This window comes from Agromyces sp. CCNWLW203, assembly GCF_036576125.1.
Classification (GTDB): Bacteria; Actinomycetota; Actinomycetes; order Actinomycetales; family Microbacteriaceae; genus Agromyces.
Map to the genome: position 1 here is coordinate 38,400 of NZ_JAZHYX010000003.1, position 15,543 is coordinate 53,942.

The 15,543-nt window shown below is 71.2% G+C and carries 12 protein-coding genes; 5 read left to right on the top strand and 7 right to left on the bottom strand.

Annotation, left to right across the window (positions count from 1 at the left end):
* The first annotated feature begins 33 nt into the window (after positions 1 to 33).
* Positions 34 to 3,474, top strand: a complete 3,441-nt coding sequence (locus tag VPH61_RS08325) for an error-prone DNA polymerase (protein WP_332063044.1) — start codon at positions 34 to 36, stop codon at positions 3,472 to 3,474.
* Between the two features lie 9 nt (positions 3,475 to 3,483).
* Positions 3,484 to 4,362: a DUF3097 domain-containing protein gene (locus tag VPH61_RS08330; RefSeq protein WP_332063045.1), complete on the top strand. Its 879-nt coding sequence runs from the start codon at positions 3,484 to 3,486 to the stop codon at positions 4,360 to 4,362.
* Between the two features lie 19 nt (positions 4,363 to 4,381).
* Here the strand turns inward: VPH61_RS08330 and VPH61_RS08335 are convergent, their stop codons facing one another.
* From VPH61_RS08335 to VPH61_RS08345, 3 genes are all read right to left on the bottom strand, one after another.
* Positions 4,382 to 5,134: an SDR family oxidoreductase gene (locus VPH61_RS08335; protein WP_332063046.1), complete on the bottom strand. Its 753-nt coding sequence runs from the start codon at positions 5,132 to 5,134 to the stop codon at positions 4,382 to 4,384.
* A 7-nt stretch (positions 5,135 to 5,141) separates the two neighbouring features.
* Positions 5,142 to 6,236: a VIT1/CCC1 transporter family protein gene (locus VPH61_RS08340; protein ID WP_332063047.1), complete on the bottom strand. Its 1,095-nt coding sequence runs from the start codon at positions 6,234 to 6,236 to the stop codon at positions 5,142 to 5,144.
* 169 nt (positions 6,237 to 6,405) lie between these two features.
* Complete coding sequence (locus VPH61_RS08345) at positions 6,406 to 6,882, bottom strand: Lrp/AsnC family transcriptional regulator (RefSeq protein WP_332063048.1); 477 nt, start codon at positions 6,880 to 6,882, stop codon at positions 6,406 to 6,408.
* 109 nt (positions 6,883 to 6,991) lie between these two features.
* Between VPH61_RS08345 and VPH61_RS08350 the strand changes: the two genes are divergently transcribed.
* Positions 6,992 to 8,236, top strand: coding sequence for a trans-sulfuration enzyme family protein (locus VPH61_RS08350; RefSeq protein WP_332063049.1), 1,245 nt, complete (start codon positions 6,992 to 6,994; stop codon positions 8,234 to 8,236).
* Between the two features lie 34 nt (positions 8,237 to 8,270).
* On the opposite strand, the gene VPH61_RS08355 is transcribed toward VPH61_RS08350, so the two are convergent.
* Positions 8,271 to 9,650, bottom strand: coding sequence for an MFS transporter (locus VPH61_RS08355; protein WP_332063050.1), 1,380 nt, complete (start codon positions 9,648 to 9,650; stop codon positions 8,271 to 8,273).
* Positions 9,651 to 9,755: 105 nt separating this feature from the next.
* Complete coding sequence (locus tag VPH61_RS08360) at positions 9,756 to 11,555, bottom strand: DEAD/DEAH box helicase (RefSeq protein WP_332063051.1); 1,800 nt, start codon at positions 11,553 to 11,555, stop codon at positions 9,756 to 9,758.
* Positions 11,556 to 11,665: 110 nt separating this feature from the next.
* Here VPH61_RS08360 and VPH61_RS08365 point away from each other — a divergent pair, with 110 nt between their 5' ends.
* Complete coding sequence (locus VPH61_RS08365; protein WP_332063052.1) at positions 11,666 to 12,451, top strand: SGNH/GDSL hydrolase family protein; 786 nt, start codon at positions 11,666 to 11,668, stop codon at positions 12,449 to 12,451.
* A gap of 39 nt (positions 12,452 to 12,490) precedes the next feature.
* Here VPH61_RS08365 and VPH61_RS08370 read toward each other — a convergent pair whose 3' ends face one another.
* Together VPH61_RS08370 and VPH61_RS08375 are read right to left on the bottom strand one after the other, a co-directional pair.
* Positions 12,491 to 13,774 (bottom strand): D-alanyl-D-alanine carboxypeptidase family protein, encoded by a 1,284-nt coding sequence (locus VPH61_RS08370; protein ID WP_332063053.1) that lies wholly within the window; start codon positions 13,772 to 13,774, stop codon positions 12,491 to 12,493.
* Positions 13,771 to 14,589: a TrmH family RNA methyltransferase gene (locus VPH61_RS08375; RefSeq protein WP_332063054.1), complete on the bottom strand. Its 819-nt coding sequence runs from the start codon at positions 14,587 to 14,589 to the stop codon at positions 13,771 to 13,773. Before VPH61_RS08375 ends, VPH61_RS08370 begins: the two co-directional genes overlap by 4 nt.
* Before the next feature lie 89 nt (positions 14,590 to 14,678).
* Here VPH61_RS08375 and VPH61_RS08380 point away from each other — a divergent pair, with 89 nt between their 5' ends.
* Entirely contained in the window at positions 14,679 to 15,524 is an 846-nt protein-coding gene (locus VPH61_RS08380) for an NAD-dependent protein deacetylase (RefSeq protein ID WP_332063055.1), read from the top strand.
* The last annotated feature ends 19 nt before the right edge of the window (positions 15,525 to 15,543 follow it).

Consider the following 15,543-nt stretch of genomic DNA (forward strand, 5'->3'; position numbering starts at 1 on the left):
GAGAACGAACAGTGCAGGAAAGGGGGGTGACCGATGGGGTGGAACAATCCGGGCATTCCGTGGTCGGAGCTCGAGCGCAAGCTCTCCGACGAGCGCCGGCCGGGTGGCACGCCGAAGACGATCGGCGACGGCGGGGACTCCCCCGCCTGGAGCCGCAAGCGCCATCCGTATCGTCCGTCCGAGGGGCTCGCGGCCCCGACCGGGCCGATCGTGCCCTACGCCGAACTGCACGCGCACTCGAACTTCAGCTTCCTCGACGGCGCCTCCTCACCCGAGCAGCTCGTCGAGGAGGCGCAGCGCCTGGGGCTCACCGGGCTTGCCATGACCGACCACGACGGCTTCTACGGCATCGTGCACTTCGCCGAGGCCGCCGAGAGCTTCCCCGAACTGCAGACGGTCTTCGGCGCCGAGCTCTCGCTCGGACTGCAGGGGCCGCAGAACGGCGTCGCCGACCCCGAGGGCGAGCACCTGCTCGTGCTCGCCCGGCGCGAGACCGGCTACCATCGGCTCGCGGGTGCGATCACCGACGCCCAGCTCGCAGGTGGCGAGAAGGGACGACCGGTGTACTCCATCGAGGCGCTCGCCGAACGCGCCGACGGCGAATGGGTCGTGCCGACCGGGTGCCGCAAGGGTGCCGTGCGCCGCGCGCTCGCCGAGGGCGGGGCGGATGCCGCGGCGCGCGAGCTCGACCGTCTCACCGCGCTCTTCGGGCGCGACAACGTCGTCGTCGAACTCTTCGACCACGGGCATCCGTTCGACCAGCAGGCGAACGACGCGCTCGCGGGACTCGCCGAGCGGGCGGGGCTCCCGCTCCTCGCGACGAACGCCGTGCACTACGCGACGCCGCCCGAGCACCGTCTCGCGGCCGCCCTCGCCGCGGTGCGGGCGCGCCGCAGCCTCGACGAGCTCGACGGGTGGCTGCCGGCCTCCGACCAGCTGCACCTGCGCAGCGGCGCCGAGATGGCCGCACGGTTCGCGCGCTACCCGGGTGCCGTCGCGCGTTCGGTGACCCTCGCGAACGAGCTCGCCTTCACCCTGCGCAGCGCCCGCCCGAAGCTGCCGAAGCAAGAGGTGCCCGAGGGGCACACGCCCATGAGCTGGCTGCGGGTGCTCGTCTGGCGAGGCGCCGAAGAGCTCTACCCCGGCGTGCCGCAGCATGTGCGCGAGCGACTCGAGCGCGAACTCGACGTCATCGAGCTGAAGGACTTCTCGGGCTACTTCCTGATCGTGCACGACATCGTGGCCGAGGCGCGGCGCCGCGGCATCCTCTGCCAGGGTCGCGGCTCGGCGGCGAACTCGGCGGTCTGCTACGCCCTGCGCATCACCGCGGTCGACTCGATCGGGTACCGGCTGCCGTTCGAGCGCTTCCTGTCGGCGCTCCGCGACGAGGAGCCCGACATCGACGTCGACTTCGACTCCGACCGGCGCGAGGAGATCATCCAGTACGTCTACGCGAAGTACGGCCGGCAGAACGCGGCGCAGGTGGCGAACGTCATCAGCTACCGGCCGAAGGCCGCCGTGCGCGACATGGCGAAGGCGCTCGGGTACTCGACAGGGCAGCAAGACGCCTGGTCGCGGCAGGTCGAACGCTGGGGCGCCGTCGTCGAGACCGACGACCATGACATCCCTGATGCGGTCGTCGAGCTCGCCGGGCAGGTGCTCAGCTTCCCGCGTCACCTCGGCATCCACTCGGGAGGCATGGTGCTCACCGACCGGCCCGTCGGCGAGGTGGTGCCGATCGAGCACGCCCGCAAGGAGAACCGCACCGTGGTGCAGTGGGACAAAGACGACTGCGCGTGGATGGGCCTCGTGAAGTTCGACCTGCTCGGCCTCGGCATGCTCGCGGCCCTGCAGTACACCTTCGACCTCATCCGCGAATCGACGGGCGAGGTGTGGGAGCTCGCGACCCTGCCGAAAGAAGAGGCGGCGGTCTACGACATGCTCTGCCGCGCCGACTCGATCGGCGTCTTCCAGGTCGAGAGCCGTGCGCAGATGGGCACGCTCCCCCGGCTGAAGCCCCGGTGCTTCTACGACCTGGTGGTCGAGATCGCGCTCATCAGGCCCGGTCCGGTGCAGGGCGGCGCGGTGCATCCGTACATCCGACGTCGCACGGGCGAAGAGGCGGTCAGCTACCTGCATCCGAAGCTCGAACCGGTGCTCGAGCGCACGATGGGAGTGCCGCTCTTCCAGGAGCAGCTCATGCAGATGGCGGTCGCGGTCGGCAACTGCGACGCTGCCGACGCTGATCAGTTGCGGCGGGCCATGGGCTCCAAGCGCGGGGTCGAGAAGATCGAGCGGCTAAAGGCGAAGCTCTACACCGGCATGGCCGAGAACGGCATCGAGGGCGAAGTCGCCGACTCGATCTACGAGAAGATCGAGGCCTTCGCGAACTTCGGCTTCGCCGAGAGCCATGCGCTGAGCTTCGGGCTGCTCGTCTACGCGAGCTCGTGGCTGAAGCTGCACTATCCGGCCGCGTTCCTCGCGGCGCTGCTGCGGGCCCAGCCCATGGGCTTCTACTCACCCCAGACGCTCACCGCCGATGCACGCCGCCACGGCGTGGAGGTGCTGCGGCCCGACATCCTGCGGTCGGGTGTGCACGCGGGGCTCGAGGCCGCAGACGGCGACCCTGCCGTAGCAGGCTCCAGCCACGGTGACGGATGCCGCGCGCCCACCGGTCTCGACGCGTGCGCCGAAGCCGTGCAGGCGCCCGTCGGCGAGTTCGATCGTCGCGCCCCCGATCGCAGCGCCGAGCACCGACGAGACGGTGCATTCGTGGTGCGGCTCGGGCTCGCCGACGTCTCCTCGATCGGCCAGGCCGTCGCCGAGCGACTCGTCGCCGAACGCGAGGCCCGCGGGCCCTATCGCGACATGGCCGACGTCTCGCGCCGGGGTGCGCTCGACGCCGCGCAGCTCGAAGCGCTCGCCGCCGCCGGCGCCTTCGACGGCTTCGGCCTCGAGCGTCGCGAGGCGCTCTGGATGGCGGGCGAGGCCGCCCTCGACCGCGAGGAGTACCTCGCGGGTTCCGTCGTCGTCGTGCAGCCGCCGCTGCTGCCGATGCTGAGCCCGGCCGAGCAGGTGGTCTACGACCTCTGGGCTACTGGCATCTCCCCCGACGACCACCCCATCAGGCACGTGCGCGAGCGGCTCGACGGGCGCGGAGTCGTGCGCATCGACCTGCTGCAGCAGGCGGAGTCGGGGCGGCGTATCGAGGTGGGCGGGGTCGTCACGCACCGGCAGCGGCCGGCGACGGCGAGCGGCATCACCTTCCTGAACCTCGAAGACGAGTCGGGCACCCTGAACGTCATCGCGGGCGTCGGGGTGTGGAACCGCTACCGCCGCATCGCCCGCGAAGCACCGGCCATGATCGTGCGCGGCATCCTCGAGCGCTCGCACGAGGGCGTCACCAACCTCGTCGCCGACCGATTCGAGCCCCTCACCGTGTCGGCGCCGCACCGATCGCGCGACTTCCGTTAGCCTCGATCGGTGCCCGCGACGCCTCCTGATTCCATCCGCAGCGACCCCCACGACCGGTACGGCGGCGACGTGCTCGCCGGCGACTGGAAGGCGCGCGGGCGAAAGGTGATCCCGACGGTCGAGGCCGATCGCGACCTCGTCGTCGAACTCGCCGAGAACGGGTTCTGCGGCGCCGTGATCGGCATCGAGAAGAACATCGTCGTGCTCGAAGACCGATTCGGTGCCAAGCGCATGTTCCCGCTCGGCCACGGCTTCCTCGTCGACGGCGAGGCCGTGCAGCTCGTGGCGCCGAAGCCCAAGGCCCCCGTGGGGCGGCTGCGCACGGCATCGGGCTCGTTCGCCGTGGAGTCCTCGCCCGCGCGGGTCGCCCTGCCGAGCCGCATCTTCGTCGAGGGGCGCCACGACGCCGAACTCGTCGAGAAGGTCTGGGGCGCCGACCTCCGCGTCGAAGGCGTCGTCGTCGAGTACCTCGAGGGCGTCGACGTGCTGGCCGACGTGCTCGCCGAGTTCCGACCCGGCCCCGGCCGCAAGGCCGGCGTGCTCGTCGACCACCTCGTGGCCGGCTCGAAGGAGCAGCGCATCGCCGACGCCGTCATGCGCGGCCCGCACGGGGCGAACGTGCTCGTCGTGGGGCATCCGTTCATCGACATATGGCAGGGCGTGAAGCCGGCCCGCCTCGGCAAGGAGGCGTGGCCCGTGATCCCGCGCGGCACCGAGTGGAAGCACGGCGTGTGCGACGCGTTCGGCTGGCCGCACGCCGAGCAGGCCGACATCGCGCGAGCCTGGCAGCACATCCTCGGCCGCGTGCGCGGCTACGGCGATCTCGAACCGGCCCTGCTCGGTCGGGTCGAGGAGCTCATCGATTTCGTGACCGCACCCGCCGGCTGACCTCGCGGCAGCATGCCGCTCAGATCGAGAAGCCGCCGTCGCTCATGATCAACTGACCGGTGACCCATCGAGACTCGTCGGAGACGAGGAATCGAACGAGTCGCGCCGCATCGTCGGGAGTGCCGAGCCTGCCGGTCGGTTGCGCCGCGGTGAGCGCCGCGCGGGTCTCGTCGTCCATCCAGCCGGTGTCGACCGGCCCCGGGTTCACCAGGTTCGCGGTGATGCCGAGCGGGGCGAGCTCGCGGGCCGCCGCGATCACGATGCGATCGAGCGCTCCCTTGCTCGCGCCGTAGGGCACGTTGCCGACGACGTGATCGCTCGTCAGCGCCACCACCCGGCCGCCGCCGTTCGGCACCTGCGCGGCGAAGGCCTGCAGCAGCAGCCATGACGCCCGCGTGTTGACGGCGAAGTGCCGGTCGAAGCTCTCGACCGTGGTGTCGAGGATGCCGGAGTCGACGCTCTCGGCATGCGAGAGCACGAGCGCACTGATGGGACCGAGCTCAGCGGATGCCTCGGCCACGAGCCTGCCCGGCACCGACGGGTCGGCGAGGTCGGCATCGACGGCGATCGCCCGCGCACCGAGCGCGTCGAGTTCGGCCACGAGCGCCGCGGGGTCGCGATCGGGGTCGCCGCCCAGCGGCATCCGCCGGTCGTAGTCGCCCAAGTGGCTGAACGCGACGTCCCAGCCGTCGGCGGCGAGCGTTGTGGCGATGGCCCAGGCGATGCCGTTGCTGCGGCCGGCGCCGGTGAGCAGCGCGACGGGTCGGGTCATGATGCTCCTAGACGATCGTGGTGCCGAAGGCCAGTCCGAGGAGGTACGTGACCGCCGCGGCGCCGAGGCCGATGGCGAGTTGGCGGAGTGCCCGCTTCAGCGGCGACGCCCCCGAGAGCACGCCGACGATCGCGCCGGTCGCGAGCAGGGCGACGCCCACCAGCACCGTCGCCGTCAGAATCGCCGCGAGGCCGGTCATGCCGAACAGATACGGCAGCACGGGGATCAGCGCCCCCGAGGCGAAGAAGCAGAAGCTCGAGATCGCGGCCGAGAGGCCGGTGCCGACAGCCTCGTCGTCGTGCTCGATGACGCTGAGGGCGTCGGTGGGCGCCTGCACCTGTTCGGCGGCGTGCACGCGCGCGACGACGAGGGCAGCGTGATCGACGGCCTCCTGCTCCCCCATGCCGCGTGCCCGATAGACGAGCGCGAGTTCGTTGGCGTCGATGTCGAGGTCGGGCAGTGCTTCGCGAGCGGTCGGGTCGGGAGCTGATGCCTCCAGCAGCTCGCGCTGCGACCGAACCGAGACGTACTCCCCCGCGCCCATCGACAGGGCGCCGGCGAGGAGGCCCGCGATGCCGGTGAAGAGCACGACGGCGGCGGGCACACCCGTGGCCCCGATGCCGAGCACGAGTGCGAGGTTCGAGACGAGGCCGTCATTGGCGCCGAACACCGCGGCGCGGAACGTGCCCGCGAGGCGGCGCCTGCCGCGGGCGGCGAGTCCCCGTACGACCTCCCCGTGGATGCGCTCGTCGGCTGCCATGGCCGCAGTGGCGTCGGGGTCGGTCGCGTACGGCGAACGCGCCTCGGCGCGCTGCGCGAGCGCGAGCACGAAGATCGAGCCGAAACGCCGCGCGAGGGTGCCGAGCAGTCGCGTGCGCACGTCGGCGCGGGGCATGCCGCCGTCGTCGCCGCCCAGCAGGGCGAGCCAGTGGGCCTCGTGGCGCCCCTCGGCCGCGGCGAGGGCCAGGAGGATGTCGCGCTCCTCACCGTCGCGTCGCGCTGCGAGCTCGCGGTAGACGGCGGCTTCGGCCCGTTCATCGGCGAGGTAGCGACGCCATCTCGCCCGGTCGGCGGCAGTGCCCGCCGGCTGTACGTCGTTCATCGCGCTCCCGTGCTCCCGTTCATCGCGGGCGCCCGGCTGCCTGCGATCCGAGCTGGTCCCGCGCCATCGCATGCGGCCGTTCGAACGGCCTCAGCCAAACTACCGGGCGGCGTGACGGCAGCGGCCGTGTTCTGCGGGATTGGCAGCTTTTCGGACGGCCGAACCGAAGTCAGCCGACGAGCTTGTTCCAGCCGTCGCCGTCGGCGTGCTCGAAGATGAGGTTCGTCTCCGTGTGCGCGACGGCGGGGTGGCCCGTCAGGTAGGCGAGTACGAACTCGCGCAACTCTTCCGCGTCGCGCGCCGCGACGTGGATCAGGTAGTCCTCGGCGCCGGCCATGTGGAAGACGCCGATCACGCCGGGCAGGTGCGGCACCGCTTGGCGGAATGCGTCGATCTCGCTGCGGTCGTGCTTGACGAGCCGAATCGCGATGAGCGCCTGCAGCGAGACGCCGAGCGAGGCGAGGTCGACGTCGACCCGGTAGCCGCGCACCGTGCCGAGCGCCTGCAGCCGCCGGAGCCGGAGCGATACGGTGGACTCGGCGACCCCGACCTCGGCGGCGAGGGCGGCGCCCGAGGCGCGTGCGTTCGTCGAGAGCGCCTGCAGCAGCGCCCGGTCGACGCGGTCGAGTTCGGGCTTCTGCGCCACGGTGGTCTCCTCAGGGGTCGAAACTGCAGAACATTCGAGAAATCGAGCGTATCGCATCGAACCTTCACGTGGGTTTGCCGATCGTCACAGATTCTGCTTGATTCGAGCCATGCAGACATCGTCGTCGCACCTCGAGACCCGCGCCGTCCACGGCGGAATGACGGGCGTTCGAGAGAGCGGATCCCATGTGCCCGTCATCGACTTCTCCACCACCAACCCGCTCGGAGACGTCGAGACGGGCGGTGCCTCCTACGAGGAACTCGCGACGGGTCACGACCTCGGCGAAGGTCGATCGGCGGTCTACCAGCGACTCTGGCAGCCCGGCGTCGCACGGTTCGAGGATTCCCTCGCCGGGCTCGAGGGCACCGAGGGCGCGGTCGCGTTCGCGAGCGGCATGGCGGCGCTCGCCGCCGCCCTCATCGCGACAGCCTCCGCCGGTCGCCCCCATATCGTCGCAGTGCGCCCCCTCTACGGCGGCACCGACCACGTGCTCGCAAGCGGCCTGCTCGGCACCGAGGTCACCTGGACCGACGCCGCCGGCATCGCGAGCGCCATCCGGCCCGACACCGGTCTCGTCGTCATCGAGACGCCCGCGAACCCGACCCTCGAACTGCTCGACATCAGGGCGATCGCGGATGCCGTGGGCGACGTGCCCGTGCTCGTCGACAACACCTTCGCGACACCGGTGCTGCAGCGCCCGGTCGAGCACGGCGCGACCCTCGTGCTGCACAGTGCGACCAAGTACCTCGGCGGCCACGGCGACGTCATGGGCGGCGTCGTCGCAGCCGACGGCGCCTGGGTCGAGCGCCTTCGACAGGTTCGTGCGCTGACCGGCGGACTGCTGCATCCGATGGGCGCATACCTGCTGCACCGCGGCCTCCGCACCCTTCCGCTCCGCGTTCGTGCGCAGCAGGCCACCGCGACCGTGCTCGCTGAGCGCCTGCAGAGCCATCCCGCCGTCGCGAGCGTGCACTACCCGGGTCTGCCCGGCCAGGACCCGTCGGGCCTCATCGGCCGGCAGCTCGATGGGCCTGGATCGATCATCGCGCTCGACCTCGTCGGCGGCTACGCGGCCGCCGCGAGATTCACCGAGTCCTGCGAGCTCGTCACGCACGCCGTCTCTCTCGGCGGCGTCGACTCCCTCGTGCAGCACCCCGCATCGCTGACCCACCGGCCCGTCGCCGGCGAGGCGAAGCCCGGCGCTGGCATCGTGCGCCTCGCGATCGGGCTCGAGCACGTCGACGACCTCACCGACGACCTGATGGCCGCGCTCGACCGAGCAGCCGAACTCGGCGGCATCCATGGCGCCGGCGGCGGCGCCTCCTCCGCACGGGAGGCCCTCAGCGCACGCTGATGGCGAGGGCCGGAGCGCGCTGAGCGGCTCAGGCTCAGTCGCGCGCCGGTGCGGGCGACGACTCTGTGGTCGTCCGCACCGGGTTCCGGATCCCGATCCATGACACGATGCCGCCGACGACGAGGAAGGCCGCCGTCGCGATCGCGGCACGGTGGAACCCGGTCACGTCGAGCTGCGTGCCGACGATCACGCCGATCGAGGCGATCGCGACGAGCCCCGCGATGCGCGCGACGGCATTGTTGACGGCCGAGCCGATGCCGGCGCGTGCCGGGTCGACGGCCCCGAGGATCGCCGCTGTGAGGGGCGCGACGGTCATCGCCATGCCGAGCCCCATCACGATGATGCCGGGCAGGAGCTGCGTCCAGTACGACACCTCGGTCGTGACGGTGAGCGTGAGCAGGTAGCCGACGGCGGCGGTGATCGGCCCGAGCGTCATGAAGATGCGCGGTCCGAACCTGGTCGACAGGCCGCCGAACCAGGAACCGAGGAAGACGAGCATGATGGTCGGCGGCAGCGTCGCGAATCCCGCGAGCGTCGCCGAGAACCCGGCGAACTCCTGCAGGAAGATCGTGATCGCGAAGGGGCCGAGCGAGAACGCGGCGTAGATGAAGAGCGTCGCGAAGTTGCCGGCCGCGAAGTTGCGAGCGCGGAAGAGGCTGAGCGGCAGCATCGGCTGCGGCGCCCGGTTCTCCCACCAGACGAACACGACGAGCGCGACGACTCCGACGATGAGCGGCACGAAGACGACCGGCGACGACCAGCCGAACCGGCCCTGTTCGATGAGCGCGAAGACCGTGCCACCGAGGCCGACGACTCCGAGCCCCGCACCCAGCCAGTCGATGCGTTCCTTCGCGGGATTCGCGGCGTCGCGGCCGAGCGCGTGCATGAGCACGAGTGCGACGGCGATCGGCAGCAGGTTGATCCAGAACACGAGACGCCACGACACGAGGTCGACGAGCACGCCGCCGAGCAGCGGCCCGACGAGGAACGCGACGGTCGTCCACGCCGTCCAGCGACCGATCGCCTTGCCCTGTTCCGATGACGGGAAGGTCGCGATGATGAGCGCGAGCGAGCTCGGCACCAGCAGGGCGCCGGCGGCGCCCTGCAGCCCACGGCCGATGACGAAGACGAGCCCGTCGGGCGCGAGGGCGCAGAGCACGGAGGTCGCCGCGAAGCCGTAGAGCCCGATGCGGATGATGCGGAGTCGCCCATAGGAGTCCGACAGCGAGCCGGCGAGCAGGATGAGTGAGCCGAGCGTGAGCAGGTAGGCGTCGACCGCCCACTGCTGCAGGGCGAGGCCGCCGCCGAGTTCCGCCTCGATCGCGGGGAGGGCGACATTGATGACGGCGCCGTCGAGGAACGCGATGAAGGCGACGACGATGGCGACGACGAGCACGCGAGAGCTGCGGTCCATACCGCGATGCTAGCCCTGCTCCGGATGCCGCGAACCGAGGCATCCGTCGACCGCTCGCCCTCGGCAGCCGTGCGCAACGCCCGTCAGCACCCGGTCAGTGGCACATCAGCGACTGCCGAGTCGCTTCCGCAGGAACTCGATGCGCGCCTGCAACTGCGTCACCGTCGCCTGGGCGACGGCCGGACCGCCGCAGATGCGGCGGAGTTCGCCGTGCACCTGCGAGTGCGGCTCGCCGGTGTGCCGGGCCCAGAGCCCGACGAGGCTGTTGAGCAAGGAACGCTGCTCTTTCAGCGTGCGGAAGAGCGCGACCGGCTCGGGGTTCTCGTCGGCCACCACGTGCTTGCGCCGCTCCCCCGCACGCCGGGCCTGGCGGGCCTGCCGGTGCCGCAGCAGTTCGGAGACCTGTTCGGGCTCGAGGATGCCGGGAATGCCGATGAAGTCGTACTCCTCGTCGCTGCCGGGCTCGGCGAGCGTGCCGAACTCGGTGCCGTCGTAGAGCACGCGGTCGAACGAGGCATCCGACCCGAGCGCCTCCCAGGTGCCGAGCCCCAGCTCCTCTTCGGAGGCGCGCTCCTCGCGGTTGGCCGACTCGAGCAGGCTGTCGTCGAGGCCGTCGTCGTCGGCCTCACCGCCTCGGCGGTCGAGGGCGTGATCGCGTTCGAGCTCGAGCTGGGAGGCGAGCGCCATGAGGCCGGGCACGTTCGGGAGGAACACCGAGGCCGTCTCGCCGCGGCGACGAGCCCGCACGAAGCGGCCGATCGCCTGCGCGAAGAAGAGCGGCGTCGAGGCGCTCGTCGCGTAGACGCCGACCGCGAGGCGCGGCACGTCGACGCCCTCGGACACCATGCGCACGGCGACCATCCACCGGCTGGTGCTCGCCGAGAACTCCTCGATGCGCGAGCTCGCCTCCTTCTCGTCGGAGAGCACGATCGTCACCTTCTCACCGCAGATCTGCTCGAGGATCTGCGCGTAGGCGCGCGCGACGGTCTGGTCGGTCGCGATCACGAGGCCGCCCGCGTCGGGGATGCCGTGGCGCACCTCGGTCAGCCGGCGATCAGCGGCCGCAAGCACCGCGGGGATCCACTCGCCGCTCGGCTCGAGCGCCGTGCGCCACGCCGAGGAGGTGATGTCTTTGGTGTTGTCTTCGCCGAGCTTCGCCTCCATCTCGTCGCCGGCCTTCGTGCGCCAGCGCATGTGGCCGGCGTAGACCATGAAGATCACGGGGCGAACGACGCCGTCGGCGAGGGCCCGCCCGTAGCCGTAGTTGTAGTCGGACTTCGAGAGCCGCACGCCCTGGGCGTCGGGCACGTACTGCACGAACGGGATCGGCGCGGTGTCGGAGCGGAACGGCGTGCCGGTCAGCGAGAGCCGCTTCTCGGCGCGCTCGAACGCCTCGCGGATCGCGTCGCCCCATGAGAGCGCATCGCCGCCGTGGTGCACCTCGTCGAGGATGACGAGCGTCTTGCCCGAGAGCGTCACGTCGCGGTGCAGCCCCGGCCGCATGGCGACCTGCGCGTAGGTGACCGCCACACCGTGGTAGTGGCGCGAACTGCGGCCGTGGGCGTTGCGGAAGTCGGGGTCGAGCCGGATGCCGGCCCGCGCCGCGGCATCCGCCCACTGCCGTTTCAGGTGGTCGGTCGGCGCCACGACCGTGATGCGGTCGATGATGCGCCGAGCACGCAGCTCGGCCGCGAGCCGGAGGGCGAACGTCGTCTTGCCGGCGCCCGGCGTCGCAGCGGCGAGGAAGTCGCGCGGCAGCTCTGCGAGGTACTGCTCGAGGGCGTCGGCCTGCCACGCCCGGAGCTTCGAAGCCGTGCCCCACGCTGCGCGTTCGGGGAACGATGGTGAGAGGTGCTCGGCGGCTGACGTGCCCGGTTGGGGGCCGAAAGGGATCGCGGTACTCACTGGATCCGAGCGTAGCGGAGGCGCCCGACATCCCCGAACCGGGATCGGGAGCGCATCGGCCCCGCACCGGGATCGACGCCGAACCCGGATCGACTTGGCACAATGGAGGAATGGTCTCCCAGCAGCATCCCTGGTCGCGCTACGTCGCCCTCGGCGACTCCTTCACCGAGGGCATCGGCGACCCCGAGCCGAATGCGCCTGGCGGGCACCGCGGCTGGGCCGACCGGGTCGCCGAACAGCTCGCGCTGGGCACTGAGGACTTCGCGTACGCGAACCTCGCCGTGCGCGGCAAGCTCATCCAGCAGATCATCGACGAGCAGATCGAGCCGGCGCTCGCGCTGCGCCCCGACCTCATCACGATCTCGGCCGGCGGCAACGACGTCATCCGCCCGCGCACCGATCCCGACGAGATCGCGGCGCGCTTCGAGTACGCGATCGAGCGCCTGTCTCGCGACCACGCGACGATCGTCATCTTCACGGGCGTCGACGTCGGCTTCTCCCCCGTGTTCCGCGGCATCCGCGGCAAGGTCGCGATCTACAACGAGAACCTGCGCACGATCGCTGCGAAGTACGACCTGATCGTCGCCGACCAGTGGGCGCTCACCGCCATCCAGGACCAGCGCATGTGGGCGCCCGACCGACTGCACCTGAACTCGCTCGGCCACCACACGGTGGCACGCATGGTGCTCGACGCCCTCAACGTCGCGAACGACCTCGAGCCGCTGCGCCCCGAGCCGCTGCCATCGAGCACGTGGCGCCAGGCGCGTGTCGAAGACCTCTCCTGGGCGAGGGAGTACCTCGTGCCGTGGGTGGTGCGACGCATCCGTCATCAGTCGTCGGGCGATCTCATCAGCGCCAAGCGACCGGATGCCGCACCCTACGCGTCGCCCGAATAGTCCGAGGTCGTTCGCTGCGAGGGGCCGCGACGAGCGGGCTCAGCCGAGCGCGCCCGGATTCGAGAGGCGCCACCATGCCCCGGGGTCGACGATCGCGGCGTCGAGCACGAGCGGCACGCTGATCTCCTGCGCGCCGGCGCGCACGATCGCGGTGCCGACCTGCTCGCCGCGCTCGGCGAGCGTCACCGGCTCGACCTGCACCTCGACGTCGACGGGCGTGTCGCTCCAGACGACCAGCGTCGCGCCCTGCGTCGCTCGAGCCCGCGCGGTCTCGCCCCATGGCGTCGAGTACTCGGCGAAGACCTGGTTCGCCTCGAGCGGTGCGACCTCGTGGAAGCCCGGGGCGACGGAGTCGAGCAGCGCGGCGATGGCCTCATCGAGCACCGCGTGGGTCTCGCCGCCGAGCAGCACCCCGACCACCGTCACCGTCGACGAGCCCACGGCGTAGTCGGCCGTGAAGAGCAGGTTCGCCGCGTCGTCGGTGGTGCCGGTCTTCATGCCGTCGACGCCGTGCGTGCCGAGCAGCTTGTTCGAGTTCTCGAGCACGCCGAGTTCGGGGATCTCGACGCTCTTGGATGCGACGATCACCGCGACCGTCGGGTCGCGCAGCGCGATCTCGCCGAGGAGCACCATGTCGGCCGCGGTCCCGACGTTGTCGTCTGACATGCCGCTCGAGTCGACGACGTGCGTGTTCGCGAGTCCGTTGGCGGCGAGCCAGGCGTTCGCCTTCTCGACGAGTGCGCCCTCGGAGCCGAAGGCCCAGTTCGAAATGGAGATGCCGTAGTTGTTGCCCGACGGGATCAGGAGTGCCGCAAGGCTCTCTTTGAGGCTCAGCGTCGCACCCGCCTCGACGGGGGCGACGGAGCCGTTCTGGGCGGCCATGTCCCAGTAGATGTCGACGTCGGCATCGGTGTACTCGATGTCGGGGCCGCTCTCACCCTCTGCGATCGGGTACTCGGCGAGCACGGTCAGCGCGGTGATGACCTTCGTGATGCTCGCCATCGGCATGGGCGTCGACTCGTTGCCGGCAGCCATGAGCCCCTCGAACCCGACGGCGCCGACGGCGTAGCCGCCGAAGCCGGGCAGCGCGAGCGGCTGCGGAGCCGCCGCGATCGGCTCGGGGTCGGTGATCTGCGGGGCAGCCGCGGGCACGGCTGCGCCGAGCGCGTTCGCCGTGTAGACGCCGCCCGTCGTGATGAGCGCGATGACGATCGCGAGCACGCTGAACACGATGATGCGACGACGACGGTACACCCGTGCCTTCGCCGCCTTCGCGTCAGTCGCCGCGGTCGCGTCGGTCGCCTGCAAGCCGACCTCGGTCATACTGCGCCTCCTTCGGGGAGGGCGACCGCGTAGAGCACCACGGCCGCGGCTGCCGCGACGTTCAGCGAGTCGACGCCGTGGCGCATGGGGATCGTCACGACCGAGTCGGCCGACTCGAGCGCCGTGCGGCTGAGGCCGTCGCCCTCGGCGCCGAAGACGAGCGCGAGGCGTTCGGGCGCGGCGGCGGCGAGCTTGGGCAGCGAGACGGCGTCGTCGGCGAGGGCGAGAGCTGCGATCGTGAATCCGGCGTCGTGCAGCAGCTCGGCGGCCTCGGGCCACTCGGGCAGCCGGGTCCACGGCACCTGGAACACGGTGCCCATGCTCACCCGAACGCTCCGTCGGTAGAGCGGGTCCGCGCAGCGCGGGCTCACGAGCACCGCGTCGGCGCCGAGGGCGGCGACGCTTCTGAAGATGGCTCCGACGTTCGTGTGGTCGACGATGTCTTCGAGCACGACGACGCGCCGAGCGCCGGCCAAGAGTTGCGCCGGGTCGACGAGCTCCGGTCGCTCGAAGGCCGCGAGCGCCCCCCGATGCACGCGGTAGCCGGTGATGGCCTCGAGCTGGTCGGGGTCGGCGAGGTGCACCGGGATGTCGAACGGCGCGAGCACCGGTTCGAGACCCACGAGCCATTTCTCCTCCATGAGCACCGACCGCGGGCGGTGGCCCGCGGCGATCGCCCGGCGGATGACCTTCGCGGACTCGGCGATGTAGAGGCCCTGTTCGGGCTCGTGGACGCTGCGCAGCGCGACGTCGGTGAGCCGGGCGTAATCGGCCACCGCATCGGATGCCGCGTCGCGGACTCGTTCGATGTGCATGGGTCTCCTCACCCCCAGCCTGCCAGTGCACGAAACATTCCGGAAAACGGACGCGTCTAGACTCGGGAACCAGGCGAAGGGAGGCTCGCGTGAGCACTGGTATCGAGGCTCCGGTCGTGGCCGAAGCGCAGCTCGCCGCGGCGATCGAACTGCTCCGCGATGCGCGCGTCGCGGTGCTCACCGGCGCGGGCGTCAGCACCGATTCGGGCATCCCCGACTATCGAGGGGAGGGCGCTCCCGTGCGCACGCCGATGACGGTGCAGACCTTCCTCGCCTCCGAACGCGCCCGCAAGCGCTACTGGGCCGGCAGCCACCTCGGCTGGCGCAGCTTCAGCAGCGCCGTGCCGAACCGCGGGCACCTCGCCCTCGCCGATCTCGAGGCACGCGGCGTCGTCAGCGGCGTGATCACGCAGAACGTCGACGGCCTGCACCGCCGCGCGGGCAACCGGCACGTCATCGAGCTGCACGGCAGCATGGACCGGGTGCTGTGCCTCACATGCGGCCAGCACTACGCCCGCCAGGCGATGGCCGCCCGGCTCGAGGCGCTGAACCCCGACATCGACCTCGCGACCGCGATCCGCCCGGCCCCTGATGGAGACGTCGAGGTCGACGACGTCGACGCGATGGTGATCCCCGCGTGCACCGTCTGCGGCGGCATCCTGAAGCCCGATGTCGTCTTCTTCGGCGAGTTCGTGCCCACCGACCGTTTCCAGGCGGCGGCCTCCCTCGTGCAGGGCGCCGACGTGCTGCTCGTGGCGGGTTCGTCGCTCGTCGTGAATTCGGGCATGCGTCTCCTCGAGCAGGCCCGGCGCAAGCGGTTGCCGATCGTCATCGTCAACCGCGGCGTCACGAAGGGCGACGGCCGTGCCGCGGTGAAGGTCGACGCCGGCGCGAGCGAGACGCTCGTGGCGATCGCCGACGCCCTCGATTCGTGACGGCGCGGTCGATCTGCAA

Bases quoted from the DNA above. Each gene is read 5' to 3' on its own strand.
- VPH61_RS08350 (WP_332063049.1), top strand. From the start codon at position 6,992: ATGCAGACATCGTCGTCGCACCTCGAGACCCGCGCCGTCCACGGCGGA.
- VPH61_RS08325 (WP_332063044.1), top strand. From the start codon at position 34: ATGGGGTGGAACAATCCGGGCATTCCGTGGTCGGAGCTCGAGCGCAAG.
- VPH61_RS08340 (WP_332063047.1), bottom strand. From the start codon at position 6,236: ATGAACGACGTACAGCCGGCGGGCACTGCCGCCGACCGGGCGAGATGG.
- VPH61_RS08335 (WP_332063046.1), bottom strand. From the start codon at position 5,134: ATGACCCGACCCGTCGCGCTGCTCACCGGCGCCGGCCGCAGCAACGGC.
- VPH61_RS08370 (WP_332063053.1), bottom strand. From the start codon at position 13,774: ATGACCGAGGTCGGCTTGCAGGCGACCGACGCGACCGCGGCGACTGAC.
- VPH61_RS08355 (WP_332063050.1), bottom strand. From the start codon at position 9,650: ATGGACCGCAGCTCTCGCGTGCTCGTCGTCGCCATCGTCGTCGCCTTC.
- VPH61_RS08375 (WP_332063054.1), bottom strand. From the start codon at position 14,589: ATGCACATCGAACGAGTCCGCGACGCGGCATCCGATGCGGTGGCCGAT.
- VPH61_RS08365 (WP_332063052.1), top strand. From the start codon at position 11,666: ATGGTCTCCCAGCAGCATCCCTGGTCGCGCTACGTCGCCCTCGGCGAC.